Origin of the sequence: Pseudoalteromonas sp. McH1-42, from assembly GCF_022347845.1 — a bacterium.
Lineage (GTDB): Bacteria > Pseudomonadota > Gammaproteobacteria > Enterobacterales > Alteromonadaceae > Pseudoalteromonas > Pseudoalteromonas rubra_D.
In genome coordinates this window covers 102,194-115,359 of record NZ_JAKRFU010000003.1, presented here as the reverse complement: position 1 = coordinate 115,359, position 13,166 = coordinate 102,194, and the positions used below count along the sequence as shown (strand labels likewise).

Annotated in this window: 6 protein-coding genes; 5 read left to right on the top strand and 1 reads right to left on the bottom strand. The window is 48.2% G+C overall.

Features of this window, described 5'->3' with window-relative positions; genetic code table 11:
• Nucleotides 1-13 precede the first annotated feature (13 nt).
• The 4 genes from MHN31_RS03860 to MHN31_RS03845 all read left to right on the top strand — a co-directional run bounded on the left by MHN31_RS03860 (nucleotide 14) and on the right by MHN31_RS03845 (nucleotide 9,671).
• Nucleotides 14-2,137, top strand: a complete 2,124-nt coding sequence (locus MHN31_RS03860) for an EAL domain-containing protein (protein WP_239443488.1) — start codon at nucleotides 14-16, stop codon at nucleotides 2,135-2,137.
• Between the two features lie 210 nt (nucleotides 2,138-2,347).
• Nucleotides 2,348-5,830 (top strand): hybrid sensor histidine kinase/response regulator, encoded by a 3,483-nt coding sequence (locus MHN31_RS03855; protein WP_239443487.1) that lies wholly within the window; start codon nucleotides 2,348-2,350, stop codon nucleotides 5,828-5,830.
• A gap of 67 nt (nucleotides 5,831-5,897) precedes the next feature.
• On the top strand, nucleotides 5,898-8,636 hold the full coding sequence (locus MHN31_RS03850; protein ID WP_239443486.1) for a CHASE domain-containing protein: 2,739 nt from the start codon (nucleotides 5,898-5,900) through the stop codon (nucleotides 8,634-8,636).
• A gap of 102 nt (nucleotides 8,637-8,738) precedes the next feature.
• Nucleotides 8,739-9,671: a diguanylate cyclase gene (locus tag MHN31_RS03845; protein WP_125562348.1), complete on the top strand. Its 933-nt coding sequence runs from the start codon at nucleotides 8,739-8,741 to the stop codon at nucleotides 9,669-9,671.
• Nucleotides 9,672-9,853: 182 nt separating this feature from the next.
• On the opposite strand, the gene MHN31_RS03840 is transcribed toward MHN31_RS03845, so the two are convergent.
• Complete coding sequence (locus MHN31_RS03840; protein WP_194867661.1) at nucleotides 9,854-10,414, bottom strand: metal-dependent hydrolase; 561 nt, start codon at nucleotides 10,412-10,414, stop codon at nucleotides 9,854-9,856.
• Nucleotides 10,415-10,705: 291 nt separating this feature from the next.
• Between MHN31_RS03840 and hrpB the strand changes: the two genes are divergently transcribed.
• On the top strand, nucleotides 10,706-13,150 hold the full coding sequence (gene hrpB, locus MHN31_RS03835; RefSeq protein WP_239443485.1) for an ATP-dependent helicase HrpB: 2,445 nt from the start codon (nucleotides 10,706-10,708) through the stop codon (nucleotides 13,148-13,150).
• Nucleotides 13,151-13,166: the final 16 nt, after the last annotated feature.

Here is a 13,166-nt window from a genome sequence, read left to right as displayed (position 1 = left end):
GGAAGGTTTGCACGTGAGACCGAACTTGCCCGACAATGCGAGAATACTGATCGTCGATGATGACCCCAGTAGCATACTGATCATCAAAAAAGCCGTTGGTGATTTAGGTGAGGTGTTTTCAACCTCTGAAGCCAGCTATGCTTTGGTGCTTATCAAAGAGATACAGCCCCATGTGATTTTGCTTGATATCGACATGGGTGAATATAATGGCGTGGACATTTGCCGCACACTGAAAAGTGACCCTCAAACAGCCCACTACACAGTTGTTTTTATTACTGCAAGTCGCGACCCCGATACAGAATTCCAATCTCTGACTGAAGGCGGTGCTGACTATATTTCGAAACCGATTGACTTGAAAACCTGTCGTATGCGGGTTTATAACCAGCTGGCGATCGTGGCTTATCAGGATGCACTGGAAAGTACCACAGAGTTATTACTACGGGAGAAAGAGCTCTTTCAGGTGACGCTCAACTCGATAGGTGATGCCGTTATCGCCACAGATAAAGCAGGCTATGTAAGTTATATGAATCCGGTGGCAGAACGCTTAACTGGTATTGCGGCAAGCTATGCTTTGGGCTCACCGATAGAAGCGGTGATGGACTTACGTGATGCAACCACACAGAGCGAGTCAATCAACCCTGCCAGAAGAGCGTTAACCGAAAAGCGCAATGTGGCAATGGCCTTGAACTGCCAACTACACAGCAAAGATGGCCAGATTTATCGGGTCGAAGATACTGCTTCACCCATTCGTGGCGAAGATGGCTCGGTATTGGGGGCGGTGATGGTGTTTCATGATGTGAGCGAGTCGGTTGCCATGGCGGTACAAATGAACTTCTTAACCAACAATGACCAGTTGACTGGCCTGCCAAATCGGGTACTCCTCCACGACAGGTTACAACATGCAATAGCCAGTGCCCGGACATCGAATATGCACATAGCTGTCTTATTGATAGATATAGATCACTTTAAGTATATCAATGATGCGTTGGGTCACCATCTGGGCGATGAATTGATTAAGAAGGTAGCGAAGCGACTGGAGTCGGTGATTGACCCCAATGCGTCACTGGCACGGGTGGGCGGTGATGAGTTCGTTTTACTTTTGGAAGAGGTTCGTTCTGCCAGTTATGTGTCGGTTGTTGCAAACAACCTGATTGCCAGTTTTAAAGAGCCATTTCTGCTTGAACAAAAGGAGTATCAGATCTCAGTCAGCATAGGGGTGAGTATGTCATTGTTGGATACCCACGAAGAAGAAGTGCTGATGCGCCATGCTGATGTTGCCATGTATCGGGCTAAAAACCAGGGCCGAAATACGGTGTGCTTTTTTTCTCAGGAGCTTGAAGCCGAGTTAATGAAACGCCATGAGCTGGAGTTGTTGTTGCGTGAAACGCTGGATGCAGATGCGTTAACGGTGTTTTTTCAGCCTCAGATTGCCATTGACTCCGGTCGCGTGTGTGGTTTTGAAGCCCTTGTGCGGCTCAAAGAAAAATCAGGCGCACTGGTTGCACCCCAGGAGTTTATTTCGCTGGCCGAAGAGTTGGGTCTAATCGACGAATTGGGTGAACAGGTTTTGCAAAAAAGTTGTGCATTCGGGCGTCGCTTGCTGGACCAGGGGGTGACGCTTAAAGTCAGTGTCAATGTGTCATCTCAACAACTGAAGCATGCTCTGTTTGTCGATCAGGTTGCAAGATGCCTGGAGAAGCACAAGTTACCGAGCCGGCAGTTAGAGCTGGAAGTGACAGAAAGTGCGCTGGTTGAGAGTTTTGAACAAGTGCAATGCAAACTTGCTGAGCTGGCTGACATGGGGGTTACGATTGCCATTGATGATTTTGGAACGGGTTATTCCAGCTTATCCTATTTAAAAGTTTTCCCCCTGGATGTACTTAAAATCGATAAGTCATTCATACAAGACATGGGATCAGGGGAGCACCACTTTGGCATTGTACAGACCATCGTATTATTAGCGCGCTCCCTTGGCCTTAAGCTGGTGGCCGAGGGCGTGGAGACAGACACCCAGGTCAGTGAGCTCAAATCACTGAAATGTGACGTGGCACAGGGCTATTTCTATGCTAGGCCCATGGATAGCCAGAGCGCATTTAAGTATGCACTGGCGCATTCCCTCGGCAAAGATCAAGCTTAGGGAGTAGAGTGTATGTTGGCGGTCTATCTGTGAGTGGAAATATTGTGGAGTGTCAGGGCTTTTCAGCTTTTCTTGAAAAAAAATGACTGTGGCCCTGTAATGCCGGTTGCATAGGCTATAGTTTGCATATGCATACCATTTTGGTGGGGTGGTTGCGGTCTTGCACTTGAGAGCCGCCAAAAACTCGTCTGCTGGGTTAAAAGGTCATATATGATAGGGATTCTGTCTGTTAAAAAAAATAAGCAAACGCGCTGGGTTGCGGGCGCCTTCAGCGTATGTTTGTTGTTGATGATAGTGTTGGCTTTGATTTTCTTCGAACGCAAGTTGCAAGGAGAAGTGCAGTTTGAAGTAGAAAACCAGCTCAGGCAGAGTGCAGCACATATCGCAGAGCAATTCGAGCGGCGTTACCGGGCAGATTTAAGCTATTTGCACTTTCTAAAAGATACCCCACCTTTTCCGGGCATTGCCCGTGCACTGAAAAATAACGGGGTCGATCCACAGGATAACCAACCCATTGATTTGTGGAAATCTCGCATTGCGACCATTTTTAGGTCTCTGATCCATAATAATGCTGAGTTATTGCAGTTGCGTATTATCATGCCGGACGGTCGTGAGTTTGTCCGGGTTGATCGGCGCCGGGGCAAAGTAGAGCGGATCCCCGAAGCCAAGTTGCAGGACAAATCGCATAAAGATTACGTGCAGGAAACCCTGGGCTTGTCAGAAGAAATGCACTTTGCATCGCGTATCTCCCTGAATTTTGAAAATAACAAAGTGCAACGACCATTCACCCCGGTTTTGCGTATTGCCATGCCTCTGTTCGATGCCGACAACGACCTGTTTGGTTTGTTGGTACTCAATTCCAGTGCGAAGCAGCTCATCGACTTACTGGACAGTGACACAGGCGAGTATTATCTGACTGACCACCAGGGGCATTATATCTACGGCCCTGACACGGTTTTTCATTATACCCGGGATCTGGCAAGACCACGGATGTTTGACGATGACTTCAAACTACATAGTACTGCCAAGGGTCGTGTTGATGGGGTATATAAGCACGGCACAGATACCCTTCAGGTCGCGATACAGCAGGAATTAAATAGTGGCTACCAGGGCCCGGGGCATGAGATGTTTATCACCGCAATTGCGCTTCCGCAACAGTCCTCGGCATTATTAAATGAACGACGCTTGTCGAGTTATATGTTGTTAGCCGTCGTGACCTTAGTGCTACTGCTGTTCATGGGGGGCATTGTTGTTTTCTATCGTAATCGTGAGCGCTACCAGGAAGATAAAGCCGTCTATGAATCGATTATTGATGGCGCTGACGAGCCCATTATCAGCTTTGACACACAGCTTAACGTACAGACATATAACAGTGCGTCTTTGTTGATATTTCCCAGTCTTGCGGCCAGTGAGCGACAGCACAACATTACCGATCTGATTGAGCTGCCCATGGACCGTTTGCAGGGCGCTGTGTGTTATTTTAAGAGTGAGGGGGCACCTAAGGATACCGACTGGTACGAGCGTTACACCGTACAGGATGAAGTTCGGCATGTGAATTTCAAAGTTTCGCCGGTGCGAGGTCCTGATAACCAGCTGGTCGGGGTTACTTTGTTCGGTCGTGACACAACAAAAGAAAAGCTCAGTGAACAGCAGGTAAAAAGTGCAAATGAAAGCTTGGAGCGGCAGGTTAAAGAGCGCACCGGGGAGTTGGAGGCCGAAAAAGCCAAAGCGGTCAAAGCGTCTGCGGTTAAAAGCGCCTTTATCTCTACCATCAGCCATGAAATGCGCACCCCGCTTAATGGTATTCTGGGTACACTCAACCTGATCCGCCGAGAGCCGCTGACCAAGAATCAATTATCTTATCTGGAAATGACAGAAACCAGTTCTTCAACGCTGGCTTCTCTTATCAACGACATTCTAGATTTGTCTAAAATCGAAGCGGGCAAACTAGAGCTTGAGCAAGAGCCGCTTAACCCTATTTCAGTGGTGGAGCATGTTGTGACATCCATTTCTTTAAAAGCCTATGAAAAGCAGCTCACTTTAGTGGTCGATGTTGCAGATATTGATTTTATTGAACTGGTGGGAGATGCTGGCCGAATCAAACAGGTCATTTTTAACCTGGTGAGCAACGCCATTAAATTTACCAGCAAAGGCTGTGTTTGCGTGCGGGCAGAGACGACAGAAGATGCAGGCAAGATATATTTGACGGTGGCCGTAGAAGATACCGGTGTGGGGATTGATAAAAATAACCACCATAAGATTTTCTCTGCCTTTACCCAGGAAGACAGCGGTATCAGCGCTGAGTTTGGTGGCACAGGACTTGGCTTGTCAATTTGTAAAAACCTCTGTGAATTGATGGGTGGGCAAATTGGCTTTGAGTCGCAAAAGAACATTGGTAGCAAATTTTCATTTACCTTACCGTTTGCTTTGGATACGGCAAAGGCTAAACCTCACAACAACCTCTTGGACGGATATCGGTTTGAGCTGCATGTGGCAGATGGGCGGGAGCGTAGTTTCCTTTCACATGTCATTACTAAGTATGGCGGTACCTTGGTGGAACGTAACGGTGAGTATCTGGTTGTGGATCATAATCATCCGCATATTGAAAACCTGACTGATACCAAGGCATATTTTCGCACTATCGTTCTGTACAGTGAATTTACCCAACAAAATATCGCTCGTGGGTGTCTGGCGAAACTGGTTAAACCTATTCGGTTGGGTCATTTTCTGTCTGTATTTGATCAGAATGCGATAGAAAAAATGCTTAAAAATCAGCATCAGGTGCATGTCCCCAACATACAACATCATGCGCACTATGATTTCAGCGGTGTGACAGTGATGATTGTTGATGATAACCAAATTAACCGAGAAGTTGCCCGGGGGATCCTGCATGGTATCGATGCAGATGTGGTGACATACCAATCTGGCCATGAAGCCTTGAGTGCCTTGCTTAATTTTGAAAAAAACAACCAGCCGGTATTCGCCGTTTTGATGGATTGTAATATGCCAACAATGGATGGGTATCAGGCAACGCGTCTAATTAGAGAAGGGAAAGGAGGCGAGTCTTTTCGCCATATTCCGGTGATTGCAATGACAGCAAATGCGATGTCGGGGGAGCGAGAGCGCTGTCTGGCGGCAGGCATGGATGACTATGTGACTAAGCCCATACAGCCTAAGCTACTGTTTGATGTATTGTCTAAGTTTATGTCATATCAAAAACCGGATGAACGGCAAATGCACAGTTTGCCCGACAGCCATACTTCAGAAGAGACTGAGGGCCAGAGTGTATCAAATCAGGCGGAGTTGGTGTCTGATTTAGCGGGTCAAGTACTTGATGTAAGTGGCACCATCGAACGATTGCAGGGTGACATTGAGTTATATCAGCAAATCTGCAGGTTGTTTTATGACGCTGCGTCAGAGAAGTTATTAGCACTGAAAGAACACTGTGATGAGCTTGCCCATGCTCAGGTGAAGCAGGTCAGCCATGCGTTGCGAGGACAAAGCGGTGATATCGGTGCTCAAAGGCTAACCCAGTTACTGGCTAAGCTGGAAGAGAAGGCGGATCAGGAAGACGGTACCGATTATGGTGCTTTGGTGGAGTGCATTTCTGTCCAATTTGAGGCGCTTGAACAAGCGCTCCAGAATGAGGTGTTTGAAACGTCGGCCGTACCGAAGAGAAGTAACGAGAGTTAATACGCAATGATTCAATAGCAGGGAGTTATCTGCAAATGCAAATAACCAGACGGCGGACCAGACTAAGATGAGTGATGTGATAAAACACCCAGATGGGGCTCTAAGAGAAAACAGACCTCTTTGGCAGCTTATTTGGCCTTTGTTGCTTGTCATTGTGCTGGGTGCCCTGGGTGGTTGGTATAGTCACCAATCCCATTTGCAACGTATTGATGCTCGAATAAAAGGTGCTATGGCAGATGATCTGACCCGTCTTACTCAGGCGATGGAAGAGCGAATGGCCTTGTATCGTTATGGACTGGCGGGAATGCGCGGGGCCATTCAGACAGTGGGGGCGCAGAACTTTACTTACGATCGTATGCAGCGCTACACAAGCAGTCGCTATCACGAACGAGAGTTTCCGGGGGCGCGAGGGTTTGGGTTTATTCGCTTTGTTCCCACTGAAAGCAAAGCGGAGTTTGTTCAGAGCACCCGACAACAAAGGCCTGATAAGCAGTTTAGCATTAAACAAATAACACCACATGAACAGAGCCTGTATGTGATCCAGTTTATTGAGCCTGAATCGCGTAACAAGCAGGCAGTAGGCCTGGACATTGGCTCAGAAGCTATGCGTCGGGTTGCGGCGACTGAAGCCGCCAGACGCGCTGCAGTTACATTAACTGCGCCAATCACCTTAGTACAGGCAAATCAAAAAGCGCAGCATGGTTTTTTGATACTTATGCCAGTGTATACACAAAACGATATCCCTAAAAATTCCACGGAGCGTATGGCTCAACTTGCAGGCTGGAGTTACAGCCCGATCCTCATTGATGAAGTGCTGGACTCGCTGAAAGGAATTAAGCGTAACCTGGTCCTCAATGTCAGGGATGTCGACCGTCAGAATAGCACTTTGTTTTTTAGTCACGGAGAGCTACAAGCAGAACTGAGTCAGTATCGCGTTCACAGTGTTAGTCAGCTGTATGGCAGGACCTGGCGGCTGGAACTCAGCCCCACCACGAATTATATCGAGGCACTGGGGTTATCGAGTCAATACAGAGCGGTGCGAGAAGCGGTGATGATCACACTGGCATTAATGCTGGTGGTGTTTTGCGTGCAGCTGCTGATATTACGTGTGCACCAGTCTAAAGCACATCAGCTGGATTTATCTGAAACACGGGAAAAAGCCCTGTCAGAGGCCAATGCGGTGCTGGAACAAAAAGTACTTGCCCGAACAGCTGAAATAGAACAAGTGGGGGTATTGCAGCGCAGTATTTTAGCCAGTGCGACCTACTCAGTGATAGCAACCGATGTTCAGGGAGTGATCACGGTTTTTAATCCTGCGGCGGAGAAGCTATTGGGTTACAAAGCGCAAGAGATGATAGGTAAATGCACACCCGATGTGTTTCATCTGGAGCTGGAAGTGGCACAGCGCGCAGAACAATTAACAGCAGAACTGGGTTATTCTGTTGAGCCCGGCTTTGAAGCTTTTGTCGCAAAAGCACGTCTTGGCAAAAATGATGTAAACAACTGGACTTATGTCAAAAAGAGTATGCAATTGACGCCGGTGCGTCTGAGTGTGTCGCGCCTTCAGGACAACCATGGTAAGTTGGTTGGCTTTTTGGGGGTTGCTTACGACCTGACTGAACAGTTGGAGCATGAACAGGCACTGGCGGAAGCGAAGCAAGTGGCCGAGCATGCAACGCGGGCCAAATCAGAATTTTTGGCCAATATGAGCCATGAGATACGCACGCCCATGAATGGCTTGTACGGCACTTTACAGCTATTGAGTGAAGAGACACTATCAGGCAGAGCCAGGGAGTATCTGGATAAAGCCACTTATTCGGCCAAGGCATTAATCACCATCATCAATGATATTCTGGACTTTTCTAAGATTGAGGCAGGAAAACTCTCATTGGAGGTTCGGCCATTCAATTTGACGGAATTAATTAGCCATATTCAGGCAGACTTGCAGGCTGTGGCCGCTCAGAAAGGGATTTATCTGAGTGTTGTTGAGCATTCTGGTCATGCCTGCTGGGAAGGGGATGCCGTCAGGGTTCGACAAATACTCCTCAACTTAATCTCTAATGCGATTAAATTTACTCAAAAAGGGGGAGTGGACCTTGAAATCGAGGAGGTACAGGGCGAACCCGGTGTGGTGTTTAGTGTGCGCGATACAGGCGTGGGTATCGGTAAAGAAGCATTAGGCCGATTGTTTCAGCGTTTTGAGCAGGCCGACAAGTCCACGACTCGCAAGTTCGGGGGAAGCGGGCTGGGGCTATCCATTACGCATTCTCTGGTTGAACTGATGGGGGGCACCATTGAGGTGCAAAGTATGGAAAACGTGGGCAGTGTTTTTACGGTGTACCTGCCACTTGAGAAAAGCGCACAGTCGCAGGCCGAGTTGTCCGAGGATGGGATCGTACTCCCAGATCTAACGGGTGTGCGGGTGTTAGTCGCAGAAGACAATGAAATTAACCAATTGGTGGTTCGCGCGTTGCTCAATAAATGTAATGCAGACATCACTATGGTATGGAACGGTCAAGAGGCTGTCGAGCAGGTAGCGCAACAGTGCCCGGAGTTTGTGTTAATGGATATCCAGATGCCTGTGATGGATGGGGTCGAGGCATGTAAACTCATAAAACAGCAACACCCGGCATTGCCAGTGATAGCCCTGACTGCTAATGTGTTAACCGAAGACAGGCAAAAGTATCAGCATGCAGGTTTTGATGGCTATATTGCAAAACCAATTGAACAAAAAGTGCTTTGGCAGGTGATTTCAGCGTATGCACCGAAACCTAATAGAATGTTGGGTCGGCTGAAATCCCTATAATGAGCTATGATAGTAGTACCCTCGTTAATTAACTCAGGCAGTCCGACCTGTCTTAGTGTGGGTGTAGAGTGGCAGAACCCTGGGTAAACGGGATGGAATTCGATGTTTGAAATTGTGCACAGTATCGAGAGTTGTACGGTATTAGTGGTGGATGATGCAAAAGTGATCCGTAAGTTGGTGAGTGCGATATTAAAGCCTGTGTGCCGCACGGTGAGTTTTGAAAGTGCAGAAACTGCCTTAAAAGTATGCCACAAAATTAAACCCGACTTGATCATCATGGACATCAACCTGGAGGGGATGTCTGGACTACAGGCTTGCAAAGAACTTAAATCACAACCTGACTTGGCTGACATTCCAGTGATTTTCATTACAGCAAGCCAGGAACCCCAAGTACAGGAAAAGTGCTGGGATGCAGGCGCCGTCGATTTCATCGAAAAGCCCCTAGTTGCCAGTACGCTGGTTAAACGGATCTCCACCCATCTGAAGTACAAAGTACAGGCGGATATTCTTACCAATCAATCCTTCGTCGATGGCCTGACAGAATTATATAACCGCCGTTTTTTCGATATTGAAATTGATCGCCTGTTAAAGGATAGCCTGCGTCGGCGAGTGCCACTGGCATTACTGCTTATTGATATCGACTACTTTAAAAAATTCAATGACAGTCAGGGGCACCTCGAAGGGGACAGAGCGTTGAAAGACGTGACCCGACAAGTGTCGCTGTGTACTCAGCGCCCGGTCGATCTGGTGTGTCGTTATGGTGGTGAAGAAATCGCGGTGTTGTTGCCCGATACTTCAGTACATAGCGCGCAGGAATTTGCCTCTAAGGTTGTGCAAAGTGTGGCAAAGCTCGCCATTGCTCATCCAACATCGCCCCATAATTTTGTTACTGTGAGTGTTGGCTTGTCCTGCACGGGCAGTGCAAAAGCCACTACGCCGGCCAAGCTGATTGAGCAAGCTGATGCTGCTTTGTACAATGCCAAAGAATCTGGGCGAAATCAGTATCAAGCCAGTATGGCTGTTCCCTCTTACTAATACCAATTTCACTTAATACCTGGTCCATTTGAAGGAGTAAATAGGACGCTAACAGCGTTAAAAATTTATCATTTAGAACAACTAAATAGCAAAATTTTTGCCTTGTTATCGACTATATTTTCTCGCCTCAAAATAGAACACTTAATTAAGCAAATTGGTATTATTTCCGCCGGGCTAGTGCCTTACTGTCTGGTGTATCTTGACAATAATCTGGTACACAGTGCACGTGCTGCACTGTCCAATTTATCGCCGAAGAGCTCAAAGAAAGAGATGTTTTTACGTTTTATATAGCCAATGCAAACCAGTAAGAGCAGCAACCATATTAGCTGGTTTTGCCAGGCATTCAGTGCCCACTGTCCTTGCCAGGTAAATCCGGTGTTGTTGAATGGGTAAAAGTACTGGATGGGCCATTGATAGCCATCCGGCCCTTTGGAACCAATTAAGTCAGTGAATAAATGCAAATGGATGGCGATAAACGACATCAGCCAAACGCACCCTCGCCGGGTACGTGCCAGTAATCCAGCACAGGTTGCAATACCTATCGCAAACAACAGGTTGTGGGCATAGATATGATGCCATTGTTGATAGTATCGGGTTGTCCCTGAGAGCCAGTCAATGAGCAATCCGGCACCGTCAAGATCTGGGGTTAAGCCCGCGACAGTAATGAGTATACGTTCACGTTTTGTAGTCAGTGTGCTGGCACCACATAGCCAGCTCATCATCAGGTGTGCACTGGGTGTCATAGGGCCCCTTTGATTAATATGTTTGTCTGGTTTTGTTTTTTCGACCGTTCAAATTGAGTGAAGCGGTGCGTCCCCTTTCTGGATGATCCCATCAAGCTTTGCTGGTTGTCCATTTATATGAGGTAAAGTCGTCCATTTACTGTGAAAACACGACCAAAACAAATTGGATAATGGGGGCCAGATAAGATGCGGGGCAGTTGGAGAATGAGAGACGAGCTAGTCAGAATGAGTCACTTAATTTGTGGGATTAGTATAGACTAGCCTTATATTGGACTTAATACAGCAGTAAAAATGAGCTCAGCGCTACCCATTCAGGCCGTCTACAATGAACTAGTCTCGCAATTAACTACGCAGCCCCGTGTTTTGTTACAGGCCCCTCCTGGTGCTGGTAAGTCCACCTGGCTGCCGTTACAGCTCATGTTGGATGGGCATTTTAAGCGTATCATTATGCTAGAACCCAGGCGTCTTGCAGCACGTAATATTGCGGGCTTTCTTGCCGCACAGCTGGGGGAGTCTGTGGGTGAGCGTGTGGGGTTGCGGATCCGTCAGGAGGTCAAAGTCTCAGCTCGCACTCAGCTTGAAATTGTCACTGAAGGTACATTAACGCGTTTGCTGCAGGCTGACCCTGAACTGGATGGCGTTGATTTGCTCATTTTTGATGAATTTCATGAGCGTTCTTTGGCGGCAGATACCGCGCTGGCGTTTGCGCTCGAGTCGCAGATGGCGTTGCGCGATGACCTGCACGTGCTGGTGATGTCGGCGACGCTGGACAGTGAACGGTATCAACAATTTCTGGCATGTCCTCTGGTGCGCTCTGATGGGCGCAGCTTTCCCATTGATGAAATTTATGTGCCGTTAAAAGATGAAAGCCGTTGGCTGGAACACATCCCGGCAATGGTACGTCAGGCCCTAAAAGATCAGACTGGCAGCATCTTAGTGTTCTTACCCGGACAAAAAGAAATTCGTTATGTTTCAGACGCGTTGCGGGATATCTTTAATGCTCAGCCGGAACTGATGTTAGCCACACTGTCAGGTGATCAGGACAAACAAGCTCAGCAGGCTGCCATTGAGCCAGCACCAGCGGGCATGCGCAAAGTGGTGCTGACGACAAATGTTGCCGAGACTTCCCTGACCATAGAAGGGATCCGCATCGTTGTAGACAGCGGCAAGCGCCGGGCTGCTCACTATAACTTGCGCACAGGTGTCAGTGAGTTGGTGACACAGTCCATTTCACGTAGTTCAGCGGTGCAACGTGCCGGGCGTGCAGGCCGTATTGAGGCTGGGGTAGTATACCGTTTGGGCAGTAAGGCCTTGTTTGAGCGTCGCGATGCCCATGACCGGGCGGATATTTTGTGTAGTGACCTGAGTGGTCTGATGTTGGAAGCTAAGGTGTGGGGCAGTGAGGTAACTGAACTGGCCTTGCTGGATGCGCCGACAGAGGCTCAGCTGTCTAAAGCACAAGCTTTGTTGCGCAGCCTGGAGTTAATTGATGACCGTGACCGCGTCACTGTGCTGGGCAAACAGGTTCAGTCATTGGGCGCAGACCCCAGATACGGGCATATGTTATTAAAGTCAAAAGCGCTTGAAGCCGATTACCCGGGAATAACTCGCCTGGGCTGTTATTTTATCGCGTTGCTGGAAAGCCGGGTGTCAGTGTCTGCTGAGTTGAGTATCGCATTGCAACAGCAAGCGCTAAAACCACATGGTGCTTTTCGTCAGCAGCTGTCATATTGGTTGCGTCGGGCACAACTGCAGCAAGCACAAGGGGAGCTGGCGGTTGAGCATCTGCCAGTCGTGATTGCGCTCGCGTTTCCCGATCGGCTTGCAAAACGTCGCGGGCAGGGCTGGGTATTAGCCAATGGTGCCGGGGTGAATGCACACAAAGAATACTGGCTGGATGCCAATTATCTGGCGATTGCCGATCTCGGCGGCCACAAAGGGCAGCAAATCTTCAGTGCAACGGCATTTGAACCTAAACAGTTATACACTGCGTTGCCCTATTTGTTTACTGAGCAGGATGTGTGTGAGTTTGAGCAAAAGTCAGGGCAGTTTATCCATGAACACCGCATTTGTCTCGGTCACTGGGTTTATCTTGCAAAACCCGCAACGGGGCCGGTCGACACAGCATTACGCACTCAAGCCTGGCTAACTCTGGTGCGTCAGCAGGGGTTGCTGATTTTTAATGCCTATGCAGATTGTGAAGATTTGCTAACCCGAATGACGCTGGCTCAGCGGCTCTACCCGGAGGAGTTTCGGGCTCTGGATGAACAGAGTTTGCTGAAGCATCTTGAGTCTTGGCTTGGTCCCTATTTAGATAATATTAAGCAATTACCTCAGTTGAAAAAACTCGATCTTCATGCTGCTTTGTTAAGTACACTGGAATGGTCTCAGCAGCAGCGTCTTAATGCGTTACTACCTCAGCGTATTACGGTGCCTAGTGGATCAAATATACGTATTCAGTATCAGCTTGATGGACCCGCACGTCTGGCGGTAAGGATGCAGGAAGTATACGGTATGAGTCACAGCCCTGTGTTATGTGAAGGGCGTTTACCTGTGCTGATGGAGTTGCTCTCACCCGCTCAGCGGCCGTTGCAACTGACTCAGGACTTAGCCCACTTCTGGCAATCCAGCTATCGTGAAGTACAAAAAGAAATGAAAGGACGCTATCCAAAACACTTCTGGCCGGATGATCCCGCAACTGCTCAGGCTACCAATCGGGTAAAGAGTCGTATGTAGACTTAATTCTGATTAG

Excerpts from the sequence above, each read along its gene's own strand:
- MHN31_RS03855 (WP_239443487.1), top strand. The coding sequence starts at position 2,348 with ATGATAGGGATTCTGTCTGTTAAAAAAAATAAGCAAACGCGCTGGGTT.
- MHN31_RS03850 (WP_239443486.1), top strand. The coding sequence starts at position 5,898 with ATGAGTGATGTGATAAAACACCCAGATGGGGCTCTAAGAGAAAACAGA.
- MHN31_RS03845 (WP_125562348.1), top strand. The coding sequence starts at position 8,739 with ATGTTTGAAATTGTGCACAGTATCGAGAGTTGTACGGTATTAGTGGTG.
- MHN31_RS03840 (WP_194867661.1), bottom strand. The coding sequence starts at position 10,414 with ATGACACCCAGTGCACACCTGATGATGAGCTGGCTATGTGGTGCCAGC.
- hrpB (WP_239443485.1), top strand. The coding sequence starts at position 10,706 with ATGAGCTCAGCGCTACCCATTCAGGCCGTCTACAATGAACTAGTCTCG.